Source organism: Streptomyces sp. TLI_185, from assembly GCF_003814765.1.
GTDB lineage: Bacteria > Actinomycetota > Actinomycetes > Streptomycetales > Streptomycetaceae > Streptomyces.
Genome location: NZ_RKRB01000001.1, coordinates 6,753,922 through 6,777,130 on the forward strand (window position 1 = coordinate 6,753,922; position 23,209 = coordinate 6,777,130).

The window sequence follows — 23,209 nt, forward strand, 5'->3', positions numbered from 1 at the left end:
CTACGGAACGAGGGTGGCGGGAAACGCCGGAGCAAGCCCTGCACGCGCAGCGTGCGGGCGTGTGCCTGATCACACGTGTCCGTCAGGGCGGACCGCGGTGGATCTTGAGGCTCCGGTTCGGACTTTACGTCAACTTTGAACGGATGTCTCTCCCGGGAGGGTGACGAGAATCCGGCAGCCCCGCTCGGATTCGGCCACTCCGATCCCGCCGCCGTGCAGGTCTACGGCCCAGCGGGCGATCGCGAGGCCCAGCCCCGTACCGCCGTCGCCGCCCTGTCCGTTGGAGGCGCTCGCGCCGCCCCGGTTGAACCGTTCGAAGACGCGGTGCCACTCCGAGCGCGGAATGCCGGGGCCCTCGTCCAGCACCTCCAGCTCCAGCGACTCCGGGTGCGTACCGCGCCGCGCCTTCACGGTGACGCGGCCGTGCGGCGGGCTGTGCTTGACCGCGTTGTCGATGAGATTCGCCACCACCTGGTGGATCCGCTCGGGGTCCGCGTGCGCGGTCAGCTCCGGCGGGGACACGTCGAGGTGCAGATGGACGTCCGTGCGCGTGTGGCTGCCGGAGCCGGAGGCGATGCCCGCGCGGGCGGGCACGGCCATGTTGGCCTCCTTCAGCACGCCCGACAGGTACGGCCAGACCTCGAAGCGCCGCCGGCGCAGGGGTACGACGCCGTTGTCCAGCCGGGACAGGTCCAGCAGCGTCTCCACCAGCCGGCCCAGCCGCTCGGTCTGCTTCAGGGCCGTGCGCATGGTCTCCGGGTCGGCCGGGGAGACACCGTCGACGATGTTCTCCAGGACTGCTCTGAGGCCCGCGATGGGGGTGCGCAGCTCGTGCGAGACGTTCGCCACCAGCTCCTTGCGCTGGCGGTCCTGGGCCTCCAGGTCGTCGGCCATGCGGTTGATCGTCTGCGCCAGGTCGCCCAGCTCGTCACGACGGTTCTCGCGCACCCTGCGGGTGTAGTCGCCGTGCGAGATGGCGCTGGCGACGGCGTTCATGTCGTCCAGCGGCGCGGTCAGCGAATGCGCCACGAACTGCGTGATCAGCAGGGTGGCGATCATCGAGAAGACCGTGATGAAGCGCAGCTCGGTCGCCGTGCGCATCGCGATCATCATCAGCCCGGTGGTGATGAGGACCGCGATGACGACCAGTGCGCCCAGCTTGGTCTTGATCGAGAACGGGCTCACACCGCCCCAGGGCTCGGGCTCCCCGGGGCTTCTCCGGCCGGCCGGACCGCCGCTCATGGCGTCGGGGTCTCCAGCGCATAGCCCACGCCGTGCACCGTGCGGATCCGCTCGGCGCCGATCTTCCGGCGCAGCGCCTTGATGTGGCTGTCGACGGTGCGGGTGCCGGAGGCGTCCGCCCAGTCCCACACCTCGGCAAGCAGCTGCTCACGGGAGAGCACCGCGCGCGGGGTGTTCGCGAGGCACACCAGCAGGTCGAACTCGGTGGGCGTCAGGTGCACGTCCTCGGAGTGCACGCGCACCCGCCGCTGGGCGTGGTCGATCTCCAGCTCGCCGAGGCGCAGGATGCCGCTTCTGGGGGTCGCCGCGGCCAGTGCGGCCCGCTCCACCCGGCGCAGCAGCACATGCACGCGTGCGGCCAGCTCCCGCATGGAGAAGGGCTTGGTCATGTAGTCGTCGGCGCCGACGCCGAGCCCGACCAGCATGTCGGTCTCGTCGTCACGCGCGGTCAGCATCAGCACCGGCACCGGGCGCTGGGCCTGCACACGGCGGCAGACCTCCAGGCCGTCGAAGCCGGGCAGCATGATGTCGAGGATCAGCAGGTCGGGCTGCCAGGCCTCGGCGGTGTCGACGGCGGCCGGGCCGTCACCCGCGGTCTGCACGAGGAAACCCTCTGCGCGCAGGCGGGCCGCGATGGCGTCGACGATGGTCGCGTCGTCCTCGACCACCAGGACCCTGCGCTGTGCGCCCGGAGTCGCCGTCGTGCCGTTGTGGGATGTGTGGGTCTGCTCCATCGCCCGCCCCTGAGTTGCTTTCCGGAATCCGTGGGGTGATCCGTTACCTGGCTCATGCCTGCGCATGCTTGCGATTGACGCTTGAATGATCTGCGCCAGAGAAGCAGAGTACGGGGAGTCACCGTTCCTCGGCTATCCAGGTCGGACGGCGATGTGCACAACGTCGGGAACGCCACGGGCAACCGGGATCTCTTCGGTACGCACCCGCTGGAACCCGGCATTCCGCAAGGTTTCTTCGAAATCCGGAGAGGGCTGGGCGGACCAAACGACCAGCACCCCGCCCGGCTTCAACACCCTTGCGCAGCTTGTCAGTCCGGTGGACGAGTAGAGATCGTCGTTGCCCTCGGTGACGGTCCAGTCGGGGCCGTTGTCGATGTCCAGGCACAGGGCGTCATAAGTGGCGGATGTCTCATGGACGTACTCGATCAGATCCGTCTCCACGATCTCCGTGCGCGGATCTGCGACGGCCTGCGCCGACAGGGCGGCGAGGGGCCCGTTCAGGTGCCAGTCGATGATCGCGCGCTCGCGCTCCACGACGGTGATCGCGCCCCAGCGGGGGTCGGCCGCCGCATGGGCGAGCGAGAAGCCCACACCGAGGCCTCCGATCAGGACGTCCGGCTCCTTGCGGGGGCCCAGGGCGTCGAGCGCGGCGTCCACGAGGAGCCGCTCCGAGCGGCCGTCCGAGGTGTCCATCAGAAAGCAGCCGTTGGCGATGATCTGCAGCAACTCGCCGTGCCGGCGCAGCACGACCTCGCCGTACGGGCCCTCGCGACGGTCCAGGACCACAGGGGTGTCGTAGGTGGCGGTCATGGCTCCATCCTGCATGAACTCGGCTTTACGGCGAGGGGAATTACCGGGGGGCGGGGGTCCCGGGGGGCGCGCGTGCGGCCGGGACGGGGGGCGCGCGCCTCGCGCGCGGTGCGGGGCGTGCCTACCCTCGAAGCGGAGCGCTCCGCGGGAAGGGGCGCGATGGGTTGCAGATCGTCTGCGGGGCCGTCGTGGCTGGTCGCGTAGTTCCCCGCGCCCCTTCCGGGGCGCTGCGGCCGCTGCCGACTTCCTCAGGGCCGCTCAGGGCTGAGAGAGCTGCGAGGCCTGCTGGAAGTGGGTGGTGACCGGCATGGCCGTGAATGACTCGGGTTTGCCGCGCGATGTCAGCGCCGGTCCCGCTGGCCGGCCTGCTTTTCTGCCGGGGGTCCGGCCCGCCGCGAAGCGGCAATCGGACAGAGCGGCCCCCGGGACGATGCAGCACCCGTTCGTGGGACGTGAGGACGTGCTCGGTGAGCTTCGGGCTGCCTTGGAGCGCGCCGGGTCCGGCAGGGGTGGGCTTGTCACCCTCACCGGGCCCGCCGGCGCGGGTAAGACCCGTACCGCCGAGGAGGTCGCCGAGCGCGCCGGAGCCTTTCGCGTCCTGTGGACCTGGTGTCCGCCTCAGACTGCCGGACGCGCCTTCCGGCCCTGGTCGCGGCTGCTGCGGGAGCTGGTCGCGGAGGATGTGGCCTGCGGGCGGCTGGTGGCCGCGTCACCGCCGCTACGGGCCCTGGTCTCGGGTGCGGCGACCGGCGCCCTGCAGGGTGCCGACCCGGAGACCGCTCGGCTGCGGCTCGCAGGCGATGTCTCCGAGCTCCTGGCCACGGCCGCGCGCCGCCGTCCCCTGCTTCTGGTGCTGGACGACGTGCATGCCGCCGACGCCTCCTCGCTGAGGCTGCTGCTGGAGACCGCGGACGCAGCCCGCACCTGCCCGGTCCTGCTGCTGGCAACGGCTCGCGACGAGGATGCGGCCTGGGGGGACGATGGCTGGGCCCGGGCCCAACTGCTGCGGCGGGGGCGGGCGCTGGGACTCGGGCCGTTGAAGGAGCGGGACGTTGCGGTGTTGGTGGAGGCCGTGACGGGGGCCGCACCGGAGGCGGATGCGGTGCGTGCGCTGGTGCGGCGTACGGGCGGGGACGCGTTCTTCGTCACCGAGCTGCTGCGGGCCGGGAGTTGGGGCGCTGCGCCGCCCGGGAACGGGGGCGGCCCCGGTGTCTCCTCGGTGGCCGTCCGGGCCGCCGTACGGGACCGGCTGGACGATCTGACCCCGCGGGCCGCGCGCGTGCTGGACGTGGCAGCCGTCCTCGGCACCCGGTTCCGGCTCGACGTGCTCGCCGAGGCCGCGGAGGTGCCCCTCGGCGAGCTGCGCACACTGCTGGGGGAGGCCGCCGGGGCCGGGCTGCTGGCCGAGGCGGGGTCCGACCGGGCCGCCTTCCGGCACGACCTGCTCAGGGACGCGGTCTACGACACCCTCGCCCCGGCCGCACGCGCCGCCCTCCACCACGCGGCCGCCGAGGTCCTCGCCGGATACGCCCGCCGCGGCCGCGACACCGGCCCCGCGGAAGTCGCCCACCACCTGCTGTTGTCCGGCCCCGAGCAGGCGGGGGAGGCCGCGAGGTACGCCCGCGAGGCGGCGGTCCGGGCGGAGGCGCTGTCCGCGTTCGAGGATGCGGCCCGGTGGTACCAGCGGGCGGTGGAGGCGTGGGGCGCCGCGAGTGCCGAGCGCGTGGAACTCGTGGAGGTGCTGCTCGGGCTCGGATCCGCGCGGCTCGGGGCCGGGGAGCGGGAGGCCGCGCGGGCCGCGCTGCTCAGGGCCGCGGCGCTGGCGCGGGAGGCCGGGCGGGCCGATCTGTTGGCGCGGGCCGCGCTGGGGCTCGGAACCGGGGCCGTCGGGTTCGAGGTCGACCTTCAGGATCGTGAACAGCTCGACCTGCTGACCGAGGCCCGCGCCGCCCTGGCCGCCGAGCCTGCCTACGCCGCGCTGCGCGCCGCCGTCACCGCACGGCTGTCGCTCGCCGCCGGGCTGGTCGAACCGGAGAAGCACCGCATCGCGCTGGCCGAGGAGGCCGTCCGCACCGCCCGTCAGGCCGGTGATCCGGCGTCCCTCGGCCCGGCCCTGGCCGCGCTGTGCGACGCCCGGCCCGGCCCCGACCACTGCCGCGACCGGCTCGACTGGTCCACGCAGATCGTGACGACCGCCCGCGACCTGCGCGACCCCGTGCTCGAACTCCTCGGCCGGCGGCTGCGGTTGGTCGCGCTGATGGAGACGGGCGAGTTCGCCGGGGCCGACGCGGAGGCGGTCGCGTACGAGACGGCCGTACGACCGCTGCGGCGCCCCCTGTACGCCTGGTACGTGCCCCTGTGGCGTGGGGCGCGGGCCCTGATGGAGGGCCGGTACGACGCGTGCGCCGCCGCGCTCGACGAGGTCGAGGAACTGGGCCGCAGGGCCGGCAGCGCCAACGCGGCGATGCTCGCCGTCACCCAGCGCTGGTGCCTGTACGCCGAGACGGGCGACGCGGCCGGGCTGGAGCGGGTGCAGGGGGAGGCGGCCCAGCTGGAGCGTTCCCCGATGCTCTGGCCCCGCGTCGCACTCGCGCTCGTGGCGGCACAGTCCGGCCGGCTCGACGAGGCCGCGCGCCGTCTGTCGGCCGTCGCACCCCGGCTCGGCGGTGCGCCCAGGGACAGCGAGTGGCTGCCGATGCTGGCACAGGCCGCGGAGACGGTCGCCGCCGTGGGCTCCCACCCCTGCGCGCCCGCCCTCTACGACCTCCTCGCCCCGTACGCCGGCCTGTTCGCGGTGGAGGGCATCGGTGCTGCGGTGCGCGGCCCGGTCGACCGCCATCTGGCGCTGCTGGCGGCGGCCATGGGCGACCCGGACCGCGCCCGCGAACACCGCGAGAGGGCACTGCGGGCGGCCGGGGCGGCGGGTGCGGTCGCACTGGCAGAGCGCATGGCGGGCGAGACGACCGGCAGGGGGCGGGGCGGCGGGGCGAAGGCCGACACTCCGCCCGATACCTCCAGCCCCTCGCTCTTCCAGCGCGAAGGCCCCCTCTGGCACCTCCGCTACGCCGGTCACGACATCCGTCTCCCCGACAGCAAGGGGCTGAACGACATCGCCGTCCTGCTCGCACGTCCCGGCACACCCGTGCCCGCGGTCGAGCTGGCGGCACCGGCCGCCAAGGGGGAGCACGTCGAGGGCCTGCATCCGCAGGGCGACACCGGTGAGGTCGTCGACGCCGCCGCGCGGGCCGCCTACCGGCGCAGGCTGCGGGAATTGGAGGAGGAGGCCCGGGACGCCGACGAGGCCGGGGACGCCGGACGGTCGGAGCGGATCGCCGTCGAGCGGGACGCCCTGGTCGGGCAGCTCGCGGCCGCGTACGGCATCGGCGGCCGGGTGCGCCGTACCGGATCGGACGCCGAGCGCGCCCGCACCACCGTCACCGCCCGCATCCGGGCCGCCGTGCGGCGGATCGCCGCCGCCCACCCCGAACTCGGCCGGCACCTCGAAACCGCCCTGCACACCGGCACTCTCTGCGTCTACCAGCCGGAACGGACGCCCGAGTGGCGGCTGTGAGGCCCCGTCCCACACCGTGATGTCCGATCTCACGCCTCCTGGGTGAAGCACCCGAAAGCACCCAGGGAAGGCAGGACACCATGCCACGCACCACCAAGGCCGAGGCCGAACTCAAGGTCGACGAGCCCGTCATCGAGGGGCGCTACGCCCAGCTCGGCCCGTACACCGTCTCGTACGAGTCGATGAAGGAGGACATGGACCCCGCCCCGCTCTTCCGGGGCCTGCCCGACGACCGCTGCCAGTGCCCGCACTGGGGCCAGGTCGTCTCCGGCCGGATCGTGTTCCGGTACGCCGACCACGACGAGGTCTTCCACGCCGGCGACGCCTACTACGGCGCCCCCGGCCATCTCCCCCTGATCTTCGCCGGCACCGAGATCGTCGAGTTCAGCCCCACCGCGGAGCTGAACCGCACCATGGAGGTCGTCGGCCGCAACCTCGCGGGAGCGCAGTCATGACCACCGACACCGACACCGATGACGACACCGGCACCCGAGTGAAGGAACTCGCCGACCTCTTCGTGCGATTCCTGGAGACCAACACGGCCCCGGAGGGGCTGTTCACGGACGACGTCTTCCTCGACCTGACCGTCCCTCAGTGGCGGCTGCAGGCCTCCGGCCGCGACGATCTCGTCGCCGCACGCCGCCGCAGTCACCCCTTCCTCGGCACCGTGCCGCGCCACCGCGTCGACGCCACGCCCACCGGCCTCGTCCTCGAGTTCGAGGAGCAGTGGGAGGACGAGCACGGCGGCACCTGGTACTGCAGGGAGCTGATGCGCGCCGACATCCGCGACGGCGCCATCAGCGAGGCGTCCGTGTACTGCACCGGCGACTGGGACCCGGCGACACAGGCTGCCCACACGAGGGAGGTCGACCTGCTGAGGCCGTGAGGAAACCCGTTCGAAGCGGGGGTTGTCCTCTGATGCAAGAAAAGCATGAGAGGTTGCTGTGAATCGCCTCTCGCGTGGCGTCGGTCACAGACAGGGACCCCTGTGGTTGCGAAGGGTGGGGCGCAACGGAAGGAGCGCCGCAACGTGGAACCCATCGCGACGGCCGACAACGAACCCTCGGTCGCGCCCCTTCCCGACGTGTCCGGACTCCTCGACGCCATGCCGCGTCAGCGCGGCGCGGCCACCCTCGTCGTACCGACCGTGCAGGTGCCCGTCCCCGCGGCCCCCACCCTCCGCCCCTGGCGCCTCCTGCCGACCCCCACCGGTACGCCGTTCACCTTCGCCTACGCGGCGGTCCTGGCCCTCACCTCAGTGTTCGCCACGTACGCCGCCCCGTCCCTCGTGGTCACCCTGTACCAGGCCTCCAGCACGGACGTCGCGCACCTCGTGCAGACGCCCGTGCTGGTGCTGCTCGCCAGCGCGCTGTGGATCGCGGGCGGGCTCGCGTCGCCGTACGCGATCTGTTTCCTGCTCGTCCTGACGGCGCTGGAGCGGCGGATAGGCGGTGCGCGCACCGCAGTCGTCTTCCTGCTCGGCCATGTCCTGGCCACACTCGCGACCGAGGTCCCCGTGGGCCTGGCCGTGCTCGTCGGCCACCTCCCCGACAGCTCCCTGCACCGCCTCGACTACGGCATCAGCTTCGGCGTCGCCGCCAGCGTCGGCGCCCTGGCCGGGCTGCTGACGCCCTGGCTGCGCTGGCCGGTGCTGGTCCTGTTCGGCAGCATGCTGGTCGAGGACCTGATCGAGTTCACGGACCCGATGACCAACTGGGGCCATCTGATCTCGCTGGCCATAGGCATCGCGACCTGGCCGATGATCCGCCGCTGGTACCGCACGGCGACGGAGCGCTCCGCTGGGAGTGCCGCAACGGGTCGTTGATCGTGCGCCGCGCCGTCGTGACTGGTCGCGCCCACGCGGCGGAGCCGCTTATCGACACAGCCCCGCGCCCCTTTGGGGCGCGGGGATGTTTTTCAGCCCGTCCGGCGTTTGAGGACGAGGCCGTTCAGGCCGAAAGGCGGGGGTCCGGGGGCTGCAAGCCCCCAGCAACGCCCACTTCACCGCCGTGATCGCTGACAGCGAACGGCGCCCCGGGAACATTAGCGGAGCGCCGTGCATTGAGTCGGCATAACTCAACTTGACTGCCGGAGGGTAGATCATGGCTTCGACGTCCACACCGCTCACCCTGCCCGTGCTGCCGCTCGACGACGAGGTCGTGCTGCCCGGCATGGTGGTTCCGCTGGACCTGAACGACACCGACGTACGCGCCGCGGTGGAGGCCGCCCAGGCCGCCGCCCGCTCCGAGCCGGGAAAGCCCAAGGTCCTGCTGGTGCCACGCATCGACGGCAGCTACCCGGGCACCGGCGTGCTCGGCACCGTCGAGCAGGTCGGCCGGCTCGCCGACGGTGACCCGGGCGCCCTGATCCGCGGCCGCGGCCGCGTGCGGATCGGCGCCGGCACCACCGGCCCGGGTGCGGCGCTGTGGGTCGAGGGGACGAGGATCGACGAGAGTGTGCCCGAGCCGCTGCCGGGTCACGTCACCGAACTGGTCAAGGAGTACAAGGCCCTTGCCACCGCCTGGCTGCGCAAGCGCGGCGCCTGGCAGGTGGTCGACCGGGTGCAGGCCATCGACGACGTCTCCGCGCTCGCCGACAACTCCGGTTACTCGCCCTTCCTGACCACCGATCAGAAGATCGAGCTCCTTGAGACCGCCGACCCGGTCGCCCGCCTCAAGCTGGCCACCCAGCACCTGCGCGACCACCTCGCCGAGCAGGATGTCGCCGAGACCATCGCCAAGGACGTCCAGGAGGGCGTCGACAAGCAGCAGCGCGAGTTCCTGCTCCGCCGCCAGCTGGAAGCCGTACGCAAGGAACTGCGCGAGCTCAACGGCGAGCAGGACGGCGAGGAGTCCGACGACTACCGAGCCCGCGTGGAGGCCGCCGACCTGCCGGAGAAGGTCCGCGAGGCGGCGCTCAAAGAGGTCGACAAGCTGGAGCGGTCCAGCGACCAGTCCCCCGAGGGCTCCTGGATCCGCACCTGGCTGGACACCGTCCTCGAACTCCCCTGGAACGAGCGCACCGAGGACGCGTACGACATCCAGGGCGCCAAGGCGATCCTCGACGCCGAGCACGCCGGCCTGGAGGACGTGAAGGAGCGCATCACCGAGTACCTGGCGGTGCGCAAGCGCCGCAGCGAGCGCGGCCTGGGTGTCGTGGGCGGCCGGCGCGGCGGTGCCGTACTGGCTCTCGTCGGCCCGCCCGGTGTCGGCAAGACCTCGCTCGGCGAGTCCGTCGCGCACGCCATGGGCCGCAAGTTCGTCCGGGTCGCCCTCGGCGGCGTCCGCGACGAGGCCGAGATCCGCGGCCACCGCCGTACGTACGTCGGTGCCCTCCCCGGCCGTGTCGTCCGCGCCATCAAGGAGGCCGGTTCGATGAACCCGGTCGTCCTGCTGGACGAGATCGACAAGGTGGGCTCGGACTTCCGCGGCGACCCCGCGGCCGCGCTCCTGGAGGTCCTGGACCCGGCGCAGAACCACACCTTCCGCGACCACTACCTGGAGGTCGAACTCGACCTGAGCGACGTCGTCTTCCTCGCCACGGCGAACGTCCTGGAGGCCATCCCGGAGGCCCTGCTCGACCGTATGGAGCTGGTCCGCCTGGACGGCTACACCGAGGACGAGAAGGTCGTCATCGCCCGCGACCACCTGCTGCCGCGTCAGCTGGAGCGCGCGGGACTGCAGTCCGACGAGGTCGCCGTCGACGAGGGCGCGCTGCGCAAACTCGCCGGCGAGTACACCCGGGAGGCGGGCGTCCGCACCCTGGAGCGCTCGATCGCGCGGCTGCTACGCAAGGTCGCGGCGCAGCACGAACTGGGCGACCGTGAGCTGCCGTTCACCATCACGGACGGCGACCTGCGCGACCTGATCGGACGGCCGCACCACGTGCCCGAGTCCGCTCAGGACCCGGCGGAGCGCCGCACGGCGGTCCCGGGCGTGGCGACGGGTCTCGCGGTCACGGGAGCAGGCGGCGACGTCCTCTTCGTAGAGGCGTCCCTGGCCGACCCGGAGACGGGCGCGGCGGGCCTCACCCTCACGGGCCAGCTGGGCGACGTGATGAAGGAGTCGGCGCAGATCGCGCTGAGCTTCCTGCGCAGCCACGGCGCCGAACTGGAGCTGCCGGTCGCGGACCTGAAGGACCGTGGAGTGCACATCCACTTCCCGGCGGGCGCGGTCCCGAAGGACGGCCCCAGCGCGGGCGTCACGATGACGACGGCCCTGGCGTCCCTCCTGTCCGGCCGCCTGGTCCGCACGGACGTTGCGATGACCGGCGAGGTCTCGCTGACCGGCCGGGTCCTGCCCATCGGCGGCGTGAAGCAGAAGCTGCTCGCCGCACACCGGGCGGGTGTCACCACGGTGATCATCCCCAAGCGCAACGAAGCCGACCTGGACGACGTCCCCGCGGAGGTGCTGGACAAGCTCGACGTCCACGCCGTGACCGACGTCCGCCAGGTCCTGGAACTGGCCCTCGCGCCCGCCACGAGCGACGCGAGGCCGGAGGTTCCGGTGGCGGCGTGACGGACGCAACCGGATAGGGGAGGCCCGGGTCCCGTGAGGGAGGCCCGGGCCTCCGCCCGTACGTACGGGCGGAGGATCAGCCGTTGGCCAGTGCCTGCACCCGATCCAACGCCCCGTTGAACCTGTCGTGGTCCCCTACGGTCGGACCGGACGACGTGTACTGCCACATCGTGTAGTAGCTCCACCCCGCCGGCAGTGTCCCCGCGTCCGACGCGTACCGGGGGATCCACAGCGGGTTGGCCGAGGCGAACCCCGCGTAGTTCCCCGTGCAGGCGCTCCACCAACTCGTGGCCGTGTAGATCACGGCATTCCGCCCCGTACGCGCCTTGTACGTGTTCAGGAAGTCGGCGATCCAGCTGACCATCGCGCTCGCCGACTTGCCGTAGCAGTCGGCGCCGTACGGGTTCCACTCGATGTCGAGGGTGCCGGGGAGGGTCTTGCCGTCCTTGGACCAGCCGCCGCCGTGGTCGACGAAGTAGTTCGCCTGGGTCGCGCCGCTGGTGGTGTCGGGGGTGGCGAAGTGGTACGCGCCGCGGATCATGCCGACGTTGTACGAGCCGTTGTACTGCTGGGCGAAGTACGGGTTCGTGTAGTACGTGCCTTCGGTCGCCTTCGTGTAGGCCCACTTGACCCCGCTGCTCCACAGGGTCGACCAGGCGACGTTGCCCTGGTGGGCGGAGACGTCGACACCCTCCGTCTGGGTGACGGCGGTGGGGGAAGGGGTGCCGCGCCGGCCGTCGTGGGCGAGGACGCCCATGCCCATGTGAGCAGAGCCGCGGGCGGGCCCGTCTGCGGCGGAGGCCGGGACGGCGAAGGGCAGGGCAAGGGAGAGGGCGGCGAGCAGGAGTCCGGCGCGGAAGAGGCGCCGGGGGCGAACCGATCCGGGTCTGTGCACGGGCATAGCGTGCCTCCGAAGGCTCGGTGATGCTCGGTGAGGAAGCGCTGAAGTGCCGAGGTGCCGTCGGCGTGGGCAAGCCGGCCATTGCCTGGTAAGGAAGCTACGCACGTGGAAGAGCGGGTGGGAAGGGGGGCCGGAGGCTGCCGTTGGTCTAGCCCTGCGAAATACTTGTGGAGCTGCGGCAACGACGGGGTCTGGCGGAAACTTTCAGGATCGGGAAACCGAGGCAGGGGCTGACGTGCACGAAGGCGGAAACCGGGACGAGCGCCGACTTCCGGCTCAGACGTCACCGAGTGGCGCGGACCAGGAGTACCTGTCCCTGGAGCGCGAACTGACCGTTCTGCTGCGGCGCGCCCGGGCCAGCCAGGGCGAGATGGCCCGCGAGGTCCACCCCGACCTGGAGTCCGCCGCGTACGGCCTCCTCGTACGCCTCGACGAGCACGACCGCCTGCGCGCCACCGAGCTCGCCGCCTACATCGGCGTGGGCAAGGCCACCATGTCCCGCCAGCTGCGCGCCCTGGAGGACCTGGGCCTGGTCGCCCGCGAGCCCGACCCGGCGGACGGGCGGGCCTGGCTGGTCCGCCTCACCGACGAGGGGCACCGCCGGGTGAGCAAGGTCCGTGACGCCCGGCGGGCGCGCTACGTCAGCCAGCTGGCCCACTGGGACCGGCGCGAGGTGGCGGAACTGGCGCGGCTGCTGGGGGAGTTGAACCGGGGGATGGAGAAGTAGGCTGCACCCGGCACCCGACCGCCCCTCAGGCGTCGGCGCCGCCGTCCTCGATGAGGCGCAGGGTCGCCTCCGCGCCCCCCTCCGGACGGTTGCGGAAGGTCAGGCGGGCGCCGAGCAGGCGGGCCTGGCCGGTGGCGATGGTCAGGCCGAGGCCGGTGCCGCCGGTGCTGGAGCCCGTGCGGAAGCGCTGGGGGCCGGAGGTGTGCAGCACCGCGAGCAGATCGGGCGGGAAGCCGGGGCCGTGGTCGCGGACCCGGACCACGGGGCCGTCGACCTCGATCTCCACGGGCGGGGCACCGTGCCGCAGGGCGTTGGCGGCCAGGTTGGCCAGGATGCGTTCGACGCGGCGCGGGTCGGTGGCCACGACCGCGTCCGTCACCACCGTCACGCGCACGTCGTCGAGCCCGGCGACCGCGCGCCGGGTCATCGCGCTGACCTCACGTTCCTCGGTCTCCACCGCCGCCGCCTGGGAGTCCAGCCGGGCCACTTCCAGCACGTCCTCCACCAGCCCGCGCAACTTCTGCACGCTGCCCGCCACCAGCTCGGACGCCCGGCCGGGCGGCAGCAGGCCGACGGCTGTCGCCATGCCCGCGACCGGTGTGCGCAGTTCGTGCGCGATGTCGGCGGTCACCCGGCGCTCGGCCTCCAGACGGGCGCCGAGCACGTCCGCCATGGTGTTGACGGAGGCGGCGAGCCGGGCGATCTCGTCATGGCCGTGGGGGCGGACCCGGGCGTCGAGGTCGCCGTCGGCGATGCGTTCCGCCGTACGCGCGGCGACGGTGGCCCGCCGTCCCATGCGCACCCCCAGCACCAGTCCGGCCAGGGACACCAGGACGGTGACGGCAGCGCCCGTGGCCGCCAGCGTCCGGTCGAGTGCGGCCAGCGACTCCTCCTCGGGGCCGTAGGAACGGCGGATCGCGAGCACCGTCCCGTCGAAGAGCCGGGTCGCCGCCCACAGCACCGGCTCCTTGCCGCCCTCCTGCAGGTAGGTCACCCGGAGGCCGTCGGGCACGGCACGTGCCAACGGGCCGGGCAGATCAGGGGGGTCGACCCTGGCGTCCGACGGGCGTCCGTCGGCGTGGTCCTTGGCGGCGCTCAGCAGCTGCTGGTCCAGGCCGGAGCGGGCGGTGGCCAGCTGTTCGGCGGCGGTGGTCCGGTGCACCAGCACCCCGATCGCGCCCGCCACGCAGAGGGCCGCGGCGGCGACGGCAAGGGCGACCTTCGCTCCCACGTTCAAGGTGGGCGGCCGCAGGTTCTTGAAGGCGGGCCGTCTCATGGGCGCAGCCTGTAGCCGAAGCCGCGCACCGTCTCGATCGGCTCCCGGCCGATCTTGGCGCGCAGGCGCTGCACATGGACGTCCACCACCCGGGTGTCACCGGACCAGGCGTAGTCCCAGACCCGCTCCAGGAGCAGGTCCCGGGAGAGCACGGTGCCCGGCGCGGCGGCGAACTCGCTCAGCAGCTTCAGCTCGGTCGTGGTCAGCGCGAGCGGCTTTCCGTCCCGGTGCACGGTCAGGGACGCCGGGCAGAACTCCAGGTCCCCGAAGCGCAGGCGCGGGCTGTGATCCGGCTGCTCGGCGGGTGCCGCCCGGCGCAGCAGGGAGCGGATGCGGGCCACGAGGACCGGGCCGTCGAACGGCTTGGTGACGTAGTCGTCGGCGCCCGCCTCCAGGCCCAGCACCACGTCCACCGGGTCGTTGCGCGCCGAGATCAGCAGTACGGGCACCCCCGACTCCTCGCGGATCCGGCCGGCCACGCTCACCCCGTTGAGGCCCGGCAGCATGATGTCGAGGACGGCCACGTCCGGATGTCGTTCGCGGAAGAGGGCGAGCCCGGTCAGGCCGTCGGCCGCGGTACGGACGCGGTAGCCGCGCTCCTGAAGCGTGAGCCGCGTGGCCTCCCGGATCAGCTCGTCGTCCTCGACCAGCAGCACCTCCTGAGCAGCGTGCATCGCGTTCCCTCTCCGACGGTCCTCTCCCGTGCCGTACTCAGGCATTCGGTACTTCCAGGTCCGTATCGGCGCTGTATTTCGCCCAGGACGGCGCCGGGGGATGTACGGGGGTAAGGGTCATGTGGCTGTAGAACGCCACGGTCCCACGCCTGGCCAGATCGCTCAGGACGACGTTGACCCGGTAGCTCGGCGGCGGGTTGTCGAAGCCGTCGGGGCAGCCGGACAGGCAGCTCGAGTCCCTGGCGACGCCGGTGGCCCGCGCCCGGGGCGAGCCCCAGTCCCGCCATGTCAGCTTGCCCAGGAGGACAAACTGCGTCTCGATCTCCTTGGGGTGCTGCCAGGGCCGGCCGTTGAAGTTCGTCACGAACACCGGCCCCGTCCAGGGGACCGTCGTCACCGCCGGACCCTCGACGCGGACGCCGCCGTCCACGCCGCCGCACCCGGTCAGGCAGGCGGCCAGCACGGCCCACGGCACGAGTCGGCGAAGCCGCATCCCTGCTCCTTCCTCCGGGCTGCCGGGTCCTGGGGAGATCGTTTCTCCACAAGCGGAAGCCATGCTACGGCCGGTCGGTGCCGGTCATTCAGGGGCGGCAGCGGCGTCGGCGTCGTACGGCCGTCCCACGGCCCGGAGCAAGGCCGCGCTTCCGCCGGCGTCATCCGAGAACAGCTGCCTGACCTGCACATGTAACAGCTGCCCGGCGATGTGTCATCGACATCGATACGTGGTCGCCGCACAGCCGACGAACAGCCGCGCGTCGGCGTTCCTGGCGTGACTCGGATCATTGCCACCCGGCACTCGGCCCTGGGGGAACCAGGGCTCTTCCCATGTGGCCGGTTCTCCCGGCCTCGGAGTACTACGGCGGCTCCGCAGTTCGTGAGCGATGTCGGCCGTCACCCGCCGCTCGGCCTCCAGCCGGGCGGCGAGCGCGTCAGCCATGGCGTTCACGGAGGCGGCGATCCGGGCATCTCCACGGATGGAAGCGCTCCCACATCTCTGTAACAGCCGTACGTCATTTCCGTCCGGCAGCCGTGATCCGGCCGCCGGGCCACTGTCATGCGCGGCTGGTCTTCTTTGGTCAGCCGGGGCGCACGGCCCCGGAAAGGGTCCGGAACCAGGACCCGAGACAAGACCAAGGAGCCATCATGTCCTCATCCGAGATGTTGGAGACGCCGCCCGGGAAGCGGCGCGGCCTCGCAGGGCGGCGTGCCCGGATGGTCGCCGTTCCCGCCATGCTGCTCAGCCTCACCGTCGGCGGGCTCGGCCTGACCGCCACCGCGCACGCCGCCGATTCCCCCCAGTGCCCCCCTGGGTCGTCCTCGAACTGCGGGCAGCCCGACAAGGGCAAGGCGCCGATCACGGGCGACGCACAGAACCCCGGAAAGCTGACTCCGGGAAAGGTGCAGGACAAGACCCTGAAGCTCTGGCGGGGCCTCGACTGGCTCCGGGAGTTCATGAACGAGGGCGGTGCGGGCCAGTCGTCACGGAACCACCAGGGATCGTTCCGGGGGTACATCGCGCACACCTTCGACCACGACCCCAGCGGGGAGGGCGAGAGGACGGGCACGGACCGGTTCGTGCGTGCGATCAGCACCGGTGACGTGCGGTTCACGCGGAACCACCACAAGGCCTTCATCTACGTCGGTAAGTTCTAGTCAGTCACAGGGGCGGCAGGAACCCCGGGACCGGACTTCAGTTCCAGAGGTCGTTGCAGCACTCCGATGCAGGGGAACGCGATGGACTTCGAGATCCGGAAGGATCGGAGGCCGCAGGCCCCAGGGAGCTCCTGACGGAGCGTGAGCACTGCCTTTCCCTTGTGGATCAAGGGATGAGCAGCACGCAGGCCGACCGGATCGTGGGGGTGCGTCCCCGGACCGGCCGGGACTGGCGTGACGAACGGCCCGAAGGCCGGGTGAAGAGACCGCGACCGCGGGCGCAGGACGCGTCGGCGGTCGCGGTCCGGTCTGCGACGACGCGGTTTGTCGAGGTCCGTGGCGACTCCCGTCATCTCGGCGAGGACGAGCGGAGACGCATCGCCGACCGGCTGCGGGAGAAGGCCACGGTCCGGGCCATCGAGGCCGAGCCGGGCCGCAGCCCGTCGGCTGTTCAGCGGGTAGATCCGCCGCAACCGGCCCCCCGTGAACGGCCAGTACCGGCCGCACGCCGCGCACGCTCGCGCACGGGCTCGACACCCGGACCATGAATTTCACCGTCCGTGCCCGACCGGCTTCACTGCGTGCCTGCTCTCGGAACTTGTCTCAGCCGAAGAATCTGGACCCCGCCTCCATGAAGGAGTTCTACGGCGCCGAGTTGCGGCGGCGACGTGAGGATGCGGGGTTCTCACAGTCCGGGCTCGGGGAGCTGCTCTTCTGCTCGGGGTCGTACATCGGGCAGATGGAAGTGGCCACCCGCAGCCCGCAGTTGGACATGTCCGAGCAGATCGACACGATCCTTAAGACGACGGGTTCTTCCGGCGGCTCTGCGAGGCCATCATCAAGGCGTCCAAGGCCAAGTTCGCCTCGTATTTTGCGACCGCTGCCGAGCTGGAGCAGCGGGCTCTGACTATCTGCGAGTTCGACACGTCGGGCATCTCCGGGCTGCTGCAGACCCCCGAGTACACCCGCACCCTCGTCCGGGCCAGCCGTCCCCGGGTCGACCCTGAGGAGGTCGAACGGCGCGTCAACCTACGGCAGGAGCGGGCGCACGCACTGCTGAAGGACCCGGCTGACCCCGACCTGTGGTTCATCCTCCATGAAGCGGCGTTGCACATGGAGGCCCCCGGTGGGAACCAGATGATGCGAGAGCAGTTGGAGCACATCGCCGAGGTGGCGCGAAGCGATCAGGCCGTCATCCAGGTGATGCCGTTCTCGGCCGGGTTGAGCCCACTCCTCTATGGGACGACAACCCTCATGACCTTCGTCGACGAGCCGCCTGTGATGTACACCGAGTCTGCCTATTCGGGGCAGTTGACCGAGGATCCGGCGCTGGTCGCGAGCTGCACCAAGTCCTACGATCTGGCCAGGGCTGCAGCCCTCTCGCCGGAGGCGTCCCTCGCCTTCGTCGAAGGTCTACTCGCGAAGGACTACTCACTATGAGCGGCACGTACGACCTGCACTCCGCCCGCTGGCGCAAGTCGTCGTACAGCAACGGGGACAACGGCGCGTGCGTCGAGGTCGCCGACGGCTTCCCCGGCATCGTCCCCGTCCGGGACAGCAAGGTTCAGGAAGGCCCGGTCCTGATCGTTTCCGCAGGCGCCTGGACGGCGTTCATACGCGGCGCCGCCAAGTAGCCCACGGCTCACAACTCCACGTACACGACCGTCGCGTCGTCATGCGTCTTGCTGCGCCGCAGATACCTCCGCTCCTCCGCGTCGGCCCGCTCCAGCTGCCGTACCCGGTCCACGAGCGCCTGCGCCCCCTCCTTCCGTACGAACCGGAAGCAGTCCGCCCAGTCGCCCTCCCGGAACTTCTCCACCCACCGGGTGGCGCCGTCCGTCAGGGCGGCCAGGGCCCGCACGTCGCCCCGGGGCAGCACCCCCGTAACCGCCCGCGCCGCCACCGTCGGATCCGCGGCCGCCGTGAAGAAGCCGCCTTCCTTGTTGCGGAGGGTGGAGTCCACCAGGGCGTCGGTGGCCAGGGAGGACCGCGGCAGCCGGGACAGGCGGTCGTCCAGGAGGGACGCGACCACGCCGTCCGGGGACTCCACCAGCAGGGCCGAGTCCGACAGGACCAGGTACTCGACCGTCTCCACGCCCCACCGCGCCACAACCACCGTTGCCTGTGGGGTGCGTGGGTGAGAAAGGTCACAGGTGGCGGCATGGGCCTCGGCCGTACGTTCGATGGCGCGGGCCAGCGCCTCCTGCAGTGGAACATCCGGGAGGGAAACGGTCAGTTCGGTCAGGGCTCCGCCGAGGCGGGCCGTGTACCAGGGGACCGAATGCAGACAGCCCGTCCCGCCGCGCGGTGGCGTCACTCCGTCCAGGGCGACGAGGGTGCCGCCCTGGCCGGAAGCGGGGAGTGCGGCCGCGGCGAAGTCCTCGTTGGGGTAGTCGGGATCACCGGGCTCCGAGGCGAGTTCCGTATGCATTCGGCCAGTCTGCACGACGTCTTCACAAGGTTCGCCAAAGCCTGGCATCGGTCGCGTAATTGACGCACTCGCGCAGGTCAGGCGCCCTGTTTGGGGTGGAATTCGTTGTTCCGGGAATCCGTGGCGGCGAATACTGCCACCGCCCGGCGCGGACGTCCAACCGGCCTGCCGCACAGGGCCGCTGAACCGTTCCCAGGAACTTGCCCGCCAACTCTCCTCCGATGTTCACTCCTTCGGGTGGCGGGTCAGGTGATGCTCGTCCACTGCCCACCGGCACTGGGAGGGTCGGCACCGTACTGGGAGTACGCACGGTCGACGTCAGTTGACGGAGCGTCACCCGGGCCCATGAGTATCACGAGTCAGGAATGCGAGCACCGGTGCAGAAGACGCGGCCTCGTCGCACAGGCAAGCAGACGGATCCCGCAGCGGGCGTGGAGGGCACGCCCGGCAGCACCGGCAACACCACCGGCAAGGGCCGGCCCACGCACGTACGCAACCGGCTCGTCGTCGCCGTGGCCGTGGTGGCCGCCGCAATAGCCGGGGCCGGTGTCCCTTCCGTCCTCACCGCCTCCGGGCAGCTCAGCGACTCCCAGGACCTGGTGACGCTCGCCGGGCAGACCCAGGACGCCCTGGCCCTGGCTCATTCGCTCGCCGACGAGCGCGACGAGGTGACGTCCTACATCGCCGCCGGACGGCCCAAGTCCAAGGCGCCCTCCGAGCAGCGCAGCGCCCGCGTCGACCGGCAGCTCGAGGAGCTCCGGGAGAACACCGACACACCCCCCTCCCTCCGCAGCGACCTCGACGGCATCGCCGCGCTGCGCCGCTCCGCGCTCACCGGCAAGAGCGACGCCCTGCAGACGCACGACGCCTATTCCGCCGCCATCACCGAACTGCACGGGCTCGCCGAGCAGCTGGCCCAGCAGATGCCGCCCCGCGCCGGATCGGGCGCCTACGCCCTCGCCGAGCTGGACTCGGCCGTGCAGCAGGCCGCCGCCGCCCGCGGCCTGCTCCTCGCGGCGCTCAATGTGCCCAGGACCACCCAGACGGTCATCAGCCCGGTCACCGGACTGCCGACCACGGTCACCTCCTCCTCGGCCGCCGACACCAGGCAGCGGGGCGCGCTGACCGCCGCCGCCCAGCAGGCCCGGCTGCGCTCCGACGCGGCCCTCGCCGACTTCCACGACACCGCGACCAAGGCCGCCCGGACGTCGTACGACTCCACGGTCACCGGCCCCGAGGTCAACTCCGCCGAGAAGTACCTGGCCGCCCTCACCGACCAGCCGACGTTCTCCGAATCCGAACTCGGCACCAGCGCCTCGAAGGTCGACGCCGCGCTCTCCGCCCGTATCGACGCGATGCGGGGCGCGGAATCCGCCCTCTACGACCGCCGCACCAAGGACCTGGCCCAGCTGCGCGACGACGACGTCAGCGCGCTGGAGCTCCGTATCGCCGTCCTCGGCGCCCTGATGCTGCTCGCCGTCGGCATCGCCACGGCGATGGCCCGCACCCTCACCCGGCCGCTCTCCGTCCTGCGCCGCGGCTCGGCCCGGCTCGCCGAGGCGGCGGACCCCGCCGCCGAGGAACCGGTCACCTTCACCGGCCGCAACGACGAGTTCGCGCAGGTGGTCCGCTCCGTCAACGCCCTGCACGCGCACGCCGCCGCTCTGAACGAGCGCATCGTCACCCTGGAGGCCGACCGAAAGCACCTGGTCGGCCAGCGCCAGAAGATGGCGGAAGCCCGTGAGGAACTGCGCGCCGAACTCGCCGAATCGGCAGCCCAGTTGGAGCGGCTGCGCGAGAGTATCGGCGGCACGTTCGTGAACCTCTCCCTGCGCACCCTCGGCCTGGTCGAGCGCCAGCTCGCCGTCATCGAGAGCCTGGAGGAGCGCGAACAGGACCCCGACCGCCTGGCGACGCTCTTCAAGCTCGACCACTTCGCGACGGTCATGCGCCGCCACAGCGAGAACCTCCTGGTCCTCGCCGGCACCGAGCACGTCCAGCAGAGCGCGCACCCCGTCCCGCTCGTCGACGTCGTCCGCGCGGCGGTCAGCGAGATCGAGCGCTACGAGCGTGTCCGCATCGCCGTGCTGCCGCCGCACGCGCACGTGGCGGGCTTCGCCGCGGACGACCTCTCCCATCTGCTGGCCGAACTGATGGAGAACGCCACCTCGTTCTCCCCACCGGACCTGCCCGTCGAGGTCTCCGGCTGGCTCCTGGAGAACGGCGAGGTCATGCTCTCCGTCCAGGACGAGGGCATCGGCATGACCGCCGAACGACTGACCCGCCTCAACACCCGCCTCGCCGAGTTCGACCCCGAGTCCCCCTACGACCAGGAGGGCGAGGAGGGCCTGGGCCTCGGCCTCTACGTCGTCGCCCGCCTCGCCCACCGCCATGGCGTCCGCGTCCAGCTGCGCGAGCAGAAGCAGGGCGGCGTCGCGGCGGTGGTGGTCCTCCCGAACCCCCTGCTGGCGCCGGCCCCGTCCGCCGCGGTCCCGTCGTCGACCGCCCCCACGACCGGCGGCACGCTCACGTTCTCCCTCCCGGGAGCGGACGCGGAGGCCAACTCCAACGAACTCCACGGCCGCCCGAAGCCGACGGACCCCCTGGTGGCCTTGGCGGAAAAGGCACTGCAGCACGAGGCACCCCCCGCCGAGACGACGATGGAACTCCTGATCCCGGAGCAGGCGACCCCCCCGGAGCCGGAGCAGACCCACGACGGGCCCGCGGCCGCCGACGGCGGGGAACCCCCACAGGGGCCACCCGCACCCGACGACGAAAGCAGTACGGGTGGTGCGGGTGGGAACATCCACGCCGAAGGCGAAGCCGAGGCGGAACACACCCGCGCCCCGGACGAGGAGCAGCTCACCGACAAGGGCCTCCCCAAGCGCACCCCCAAGATCACCGCCCCCGCAGAGGCCCCGTCCCGGCGGCAAGGCACTGTGGACGCGGAAGCACTCCGCCGGAGACTCGGCGGCTTCCGGACAGGCGCCCAGGCCGGCTACCGCGCCGTAGAAGCGGAGATCGCCGAACACACGGCCCAGAACCAGGTGCCGGGCACCGAACCAGCCGTATCCGAAGAAGTCACGGGGGGCACTGTCGAGGAGGCAAGCAGTTGACCGCGCCCAGTACCTTCGGACTGAGCAGTGAAGCCCGCAACCTGCACTGGCTGCTGACGAACCTGGTCGAGGAGGTGCCGGGCATCCAGTCAGTAGCGGTGGTCTCCTCGGACGGCCTGCTCCTGCTCTCCTCCGACCCCGGACGCAACGACGAGGCCCGTCAGACCCGGGACACGAAGCCCACGGGCCCCCGGGGCTCCTCCGCCGACCTCGCCACCATCGTCTCCGGCATCGGCAGCCTCACCATCGGCGCGGCCAGGCTGATGGACTCCGGCCCCGTGAAGCACACGATGGTCGCGATGGACGAGGGCAGCCTGTTCGTGATGTCGATCAGCGATGGCAGCCTGCTCGGCGTGCACGGCTCCGCGGACTGCGACATGAGCGTGGTGGCGTATCACATGGCCCTGTTCGTGGGCCGGGCCGGCCACGTCCTGACGCCGGAGCTCCGCAGCGAGCTACGAAAATCCCTGGAGTCGGAATCCGCTGGGAGCACCCGATGAGCAGTACGCCCGAGAGGCTTCCCGTGCGTGGCGGCGTCCGCAAGCCGGCCCGCGTCCGCCCCTACTCGCTCACCGGCGGCCGTACCCGCTTCGGCCACGTCCTCCTCGTGGAGACGTTCGTGGCCGCGCTCGACGCCCCCGAGGAGCGAAAGGAACTGACGAATGGTTCCCTCAGCACCCGGGTCATGCCGGAGATGCAGGCCATCGTCGAACTGTGCCGCCGTATGCGCACGGTGGCCGAGATAGCAGCACTGCTGAAGATGCCACTGGGTGTGGTCCGCGTGCTGCTCAGCGACCTCGCGGACCAGGGCAGGATCCGCGTGTACGGAACAGGTACCGGTCACGGCACGGGCCGTCCGGACCGCGCTCTGCTGGAAAGGGTGCTGAGTGGACTCCGTCGTCTCTGACGCCGCTCGCGGTGTCTCCCCCCGCCCCGACTCGTTCCTCGACGAAGAGGGGCCCGTACAGCCCTGGCAGACGGACCGTACCCGCGCCCCCATAGCCACGAAGATAGTGGTGGCGGGCGGTTTCGGCGTAGGCAAGACCACCCTGGTCACCGCCGTCTCGGAGATCACGCCCCTGCAGACCGAGGCGCTGATGACCGAGGCGAGCGAGGAGACCGACGACCTCACCGCCACACCGGGCAAGCTGACCACCACCGTCGCCATGGACTTCGGCCGTCTCACGCTCGACGACGACCTGGTGCTCTACCTGTTCGGCACACCGGGCCAGCAGCGGTTCTGGTTCATGTGGGACGACCTGGTGCGCGGCGCGATCGGCGCGGTCGTCATGGCCGACACCCGCCGCCTCAAGGACTGCTTCCCCGCGCTGGACTACTTCGAGAGCTGCGGACTGCCGTACGTCGTCGCGGTCAACCACTTCGACGGCAGCGAGCTGTTCGAACCGGAGGACGTGCGGGAGGCGTTGACGATCCCCGCGCACATACCTGTAATGATCATGGACGCGCGCCGCCGGATCTCGGTGATCGAGACCCTGCTGTCCCTGGTGGGCCACGCGCTGGACGTCACCCCCGAGTAGCCCCGGCAGCCCCCCGAGC

At 71.6% G+C, this 23,209-nt stretch carries 23 protein-coding genes; 15 read left to right on the forward strand and 8 right to left on the reverse strand.

What is annotated here, in order from left to right:
* Window positions 1–129: 129 nt before the first annotated feature.
* The 3 genes from EDD92_RS31270 to EDD92_RS31280 form a co-directional block, all read right to left on the reverse strand.
* The gene (locus tag EDD92_RS31270) at window positions 130–1,242 is read right to left on the reverse strand and encodes an ATP-binding protein (protein WP_123967419.1); all 1,113 of its coding nucleotides are present in this window, start codon (window positions 1,240–1,242) and stop codon (window positions 130–132) included.
* Entirely contained in the window at window positions 1,239–1,976 is a 738-nt protein-coding gene (locus tag EDD92_RS31275; RefSeq protein ID WP_123967420.1) for a response regulator transcription factor, read from the reverse strand. The genes EDD92_RS31270 and EDD92_RS31275 overlap by 4 nt, the downstream gene beginning before the upstream one ends.
* A gap of 132 nt (window positions 1,977–2,108) precedes the next feature.
* A complete protein-coding gene (locus EDD92_RS31280; protein WP_123967421.1) occupies window positions 2,109–2,786 on the reverse strand; it encodes a spermidine synthase in 678 nt (225 codons plus the stop codon).
* 445 nt (window positions 2,787–3,231) lie between these two features.
* Between EDD92_RS31280 and EDD92_RS31285 the strand changes: the two genes are divergently transcribed.
* The 5 genes from EDD92_RS31285 to lon all read left to right on the forward strand — a co-directional run bounded on the left by EDD92_RS31285 (window position 3,232) and on the right by lon (window position 10,874).
* Window positions 3,232–6,357, forward strand: a complete 3,126-nt coding sequence (locus EDD92_RS31285; RefSeq protein ID WP_185124181.1) for an AAA family ATPase — start codon at window positions 3,232–3,234, stop codon at window positions 6,355–6,357.
* 80 nt (window positions 6,358–6,437) lie between these two features.
* Window positions 6,438–6,812, forward strand: coding sequence for a hypothetical protein (locus tag EDD92_RS31290; protein WP_030928860.1), 375 nt, complete (start codon window positions 6,438–6,440; stop codon window positions 6,810–6,812).
* Window positions 6,809–7,243, forward strand: coding sequence for a hypothetical protein (locus EDD92_RS31295; protein ID WP_123967423.1), 435 nt, complete (start codon window positions 6,809–6,811; stop codon window positions 7,241–7,243). Before EDD92_RS31290 ends, EDD92_RS31295 begins: the two co-directional genes overlap by 4 nt.
* Window positions 7,244–7,387: 144 nt before the next feature.
* Window positions 7,388–8,182: a rhomboid-like protein gene (locus EDD92_RS31300; protein WP_123967424.1), complete on the forward strand. Its 795-nt coding sequence runs from the start codon at window positions 7,388–7,390 to the stop codon at window positions 8,180–8,182.
* A gap of 277 nt (window positions 8,183–8,459) precedes the next feature.
* Window positions 8,460–10,874 carry an endopeptidase La gene (gene lon, locus EDD92_RS31305; RefSeq protein WP_123967425.1) on the forward strand — a complete coding sequence of 805 codons (2,415 nt, stop codon included), beginning with the start codon at window positions 8,460–8,462 and terminating at the stop codon, window positions 10,872–10,874.
* 76 nt (window positions 10,875–10,950) lie between these two features.
* Here the strand turns inward: lon and EDD92_RS31310 are convergent, their stop codons facing one another.
* Entirely contained in the window at window positions 10,951–11,775 is an 825-nt protein-coding gene (locus tag EDD92_RS31310; protein WP_123967426.1) for a lysozyme, read from the reverse strand.
* 235 nt (window positions 11,776–12,010) lie between these two features.
* Here EDD92_RS31310 and EDD92_RS31315 point away from each other — a divergent pair, with 235 nt between their 5' ends.
* The gene (locus EDD92_RS31315) at window positions 12,011–12,502 is read left to right on the forward strand and encodes a MarR family winged helix-turn-helix transcriptional regulator (RefSeq protein ID WP_123967427.1); all 492 of its coding nucleotides are present in this window, start codon (window positions 12,011–12,013) and stop codon (window positions 12,500–12,502) included.
* Between the two features lie 25 nt (window positions 12,503–12,527).
* Here the strand turns inward: EDD92_RS31315 and EDD92_RS31320 are convergent, their stop codons facing one another.
* Genes EDD92_RS31320 through EDD92_RS31330 form a run of 3 tightly spaced genes read right to left on the reverse strand, consistent with a single transcriptional unit; the run spans window position 12,528 to window position 14,945 of the window.
* The gene (locus EDD92_RS31320; protein WP_185124182.1) at window positions 12,528–13,778 is read right to left on the reverse strand and encodes a HAMP domain-containing sensor histidine kinase; all 1,251 of its coding nucleotides are present in this window, start codon (window positions 13,776–13,778) and stop codon (window positions 12,528–12,530) included.
* Entirely contained in the window at window positions 13,775–14,452 is a 678-nt protein-coding gene (gene cseB, locus EDD92_RS31325; protein WP_123967428.1) for a two-component system response regulator CseB, read from the reverse strand. The genes EDD92_RS31320 and cseB overlap by 4 nt, the downstream gene beginning before the upstream one ends.
* A 37-nt stretch (window positions 14,453–14,489) precedes the next feature.
* Entirely contained in the window at window positions 14,490–14,945 is a 456-nt protein-coding gene (locus EDD92_RS31330) for a hypothetical protein (protein WP_123967429.1), read from the reverse strand.
* 650 nt (window positions 14,946–15,595) lie between these two features.
* On the opposite strand from EDD92_RS31330, the gene EDD92_RS31335 reads away from it, so the two are divergent.
* From EDD92_RS31335 to EDD92_RS31350, 5 genes are all read left to right on the forward strand, one after another.
* Window positions 15,596–16,105 carry a hypothetical protein gene (locus EDD92_RS31335; protein ID WP_123967430.1) on the forward strand — a complete coding sequence of 170 codons (510 nt, stop codon included), beginning with the start codon at window positions 15,596–15,598 and terminating at the stop codon, window positions 16,103–16,105.
* 173 nt (window positions 16,106–16,278) lie between these two features.
* Window positions 16,279–16,653 (forward strand): helix-turn-helix domain-containing protein, encoded by a 375-nt coding sequence (locus EDD92_RS31340; protein WP_185124183.1) that lies wholly within the window; start codon window positions 16,279–16,281, stop codon window positions 16,651–16,653.
* 83 nt (window positions 16,654–16,736) lie between these two features.
* A complete protein-coding gene (locus EDD92_RS51420; protein ID WP_260326868.1) occupies window positions 16,737–17,012 on the forward strand; it encodes a helix-turn-helix transcriptional regulator in 276 nt (91 codons plus the stop codon).
* Window positions 17,013–17,014: 2 nt separating this feature from the next.
* Complete coding sequence (locus EDD92_RS51425; RefSeq protein WP_260327350.1) at window positions 17,015–17,545, forward strand: DUF5753 domain-containing protein; 531 nt, start codon at window positions 17,015–17,017, stop codon at window positions 17,543–17,545.
* Window positions 17,542–17,739 carry a DUF397 domain-containing protein gene (locus tag EDD92_RS31350; protein WP_123967431.1) on the forward strand — a complete coding sequence of 66 codons (198 nt, stop codon included), beginning with the start codon at window positions 17,542–17,544 and terminating at the stop codon, window positions 17,737–17,739. The genes EDD92_RS51425 and EDD92_RS31350 overlap by 4 nt, the downstream gene beginning before the upstream one ends.
* Before the next feature lie 8 nt (window positions 17,740–17,747).
* Here the strand turns inward: EDD92_RS31350 and EDD92_RS31355 are convergent, their stop codons facing one another.
* Window positions 17,748–18,536, reverse strand: coding sequence for a protein phosphatase 2C domain-containing protein (locus EDD92_RS31355; protein WP_123967432.1), 789 nt, complete (start codon window positions 18,534–18,536; stop codon window positions 17,748–17,750).
* Window positions 18,537–18,913: 377 nt separating this feature from the next.
* Here EDD92_RS31355 and EDD92_RS31360 point away from each other — a divergent pair, with 377 nt between their 5' ends.
* Genes EDD92_RS31360 through EDD92_RS31375 form a run of 4 tightly spaced genes read left to right on the forward strand, consistent with a single transcriptional unit; the run spans window position 18,914 to window position 23,190 of the window.
* Complete coding sequence (locus EDD92_RS31360; protein WP_260326869.1) at window positions 18,914–21,652, forward strand: nitrate- and nitrite sensing domain-containing protein; 2,739 nt, start codon at window positions 18,914–18,916, stop codon at window positions 21,650–21,652.
* Window positions 21,649–22,152, forward strand: a complete 504-nt coding sequence (locus EDD92_RS31365) for a roadblock/LC7 domain-containing protein (RefSeq protein WP_123967434.1) — start codon at window positions 21,649–21,651, stop codon at window positions 22,150–22,152. The genes EDD92_RS31360 and EDD92_RS31365 overlap by 4 nt, the downstream gene beginning before the upstream one ends.
* Window positions 22,149–22,559, forward strand: a complete 411-nt coding sequence (locus EDD92_RS31370) for a DUF742 domain-containing protein (protein WP_123967435.1) — start codon at window positions 22,149–22,151, stop codon at window positions 22,557–22,559. Before EDD92_RS31365 ends, EDD92_RS31370 begins: the two co-directional genes overlap by 4 nt.
* Window positions 22,540–23,190: an ATP/GTP-binding protein gene (locus EDD92_RS31375; protein WP_123967436.1), complete on the forward strand. Its 651-nt coding sequence runs from the start codon at window positions 22,540–22,542 to the stop codon at window positions 23,188–23,190. Before EDD92_RS31370 ends, EDD92_RS31375 begins: the two co-directional genes overlap by 20 nt.
* Window positions 23,191–23,209 lie beyond the last annotated feature (19 nt).

Excerpts from the sequence above, each read along its gene's own strand:
- EDD92_RS31270 (WP_123967419.1), bottom strand. The coding sequence starts at position 1,242 with ATGAGCGGCGGTCCGGCCGGCCGGAGAAGCCCCGGGGAGCCCGAGCCC.
- EDD92_RS31275 (WP_123967420.1), bottom strand. The coding sequence starts at position 1,976 with ATGGAGCAGACCCACACATCCCACAACGGCACGACGGCGACTCCGGGC.
- EDD92_RS31280 (WP_123967421.1), bottom strand. The coding sequence starts at position 2,786 with ATGACCGCCACCTACGACACCCCTGTGGTCCTGGACCGTCGCGAGGGC.
- EDD92_RS31290 (WP_030928860.1), top strand. The coding sequence starts at position 6,438 with ATGCCACGCACCACCAAGGCCGAGGCCGAACTCAAGGTCGACGAGCCC.
- EDD92_RS31295 (WP_123967423.1), top strand. The coding sequence starts at position 6,809 with ATGACCACCGACACCGACACCGATGACGACACCGGCACCCGAGTGAAG.
- lon (WP_123967425.1), top strand. The coding sequence starts at position 8,460 with ATGGCTTCGACGTCCACACCGCTCACCCTGCCCGTGCTGCCGCTCGAC.
- EDD92_RS31310 (WP_123967426.1), bottom strand. The coding sequence starts at position 11,775 with ATGCCCGTGCACAGACCCGGATCGGTTCGCCCCCGGCGCCTCTTCCGC.
- EDD92_RS31320 (WP_185124182.1), bottom strand. The coding sequence starts at position 13,778 with ATGAGACGGCCCGCCTTCAAGAACCTGCGGCCGCCCACCTTGAACGTG.
- cseB (WP_123967428.1), bottom strand. The coding sequence starts at position 14,452 with ATGCACGCTGCTCAGGAGGTGCTGCTGGTCGAGGACGACGAGCTGATC.
- EDD92_RS31330 (WP_123967429.1), bottom strand. The coding sequence starts at position 14,945 with ATGCGGCTTCGCCGACTCGTGCCGTGGGCCGTGCTGGCCGCCTGCCTG.
- EDD92_RS31335 (WP_123967430.1), top strand. The coding sequence starts at position 15,596 with ATGTCCTCATCCGAGATGTTGGAGACGCCGCCCGGGAAGCGGCGCGGC.
- EDD92_RS31340 (WP_185124183.1), top strand. The coding sequence starts at position 16,279 with ATGAGCAGCACGCAGGCCGACCGGATCGTGGGGGTGCGTCCCCGGACC.
- EDD92_RS51420 (WP_260326868.1), top strand. The coding sequence starts at position 16,737 with ATGAAGGAGTTCTACGGCGCCGAGTTGCGGCGGCGACGTGAGGATGCG.
- EDD92_RS31350 (WP_123967431.1), top strand. The coding sequence starts at position 17,542 with ATGAGCGGCACGTACGACCTGCACTCCGCCCGCTGGCGCAAGTCGTCG.
- EDD92_RS31355 (WP_123967432.1), bottom strand. The coding sequence starts at position 18,536 with ATGCATACGGAACTCGCCTCGGAGCCCGGTGATCCCGACTACCCCAAC.
- EDD92_RS31370 (WP_123967435.1), top strand. The coding sequence starts at position 22,149 with ATGAGCAGTACGCCCGAGAGGCTTCCCGTGCGTGGCGGCGTCCGCAAG.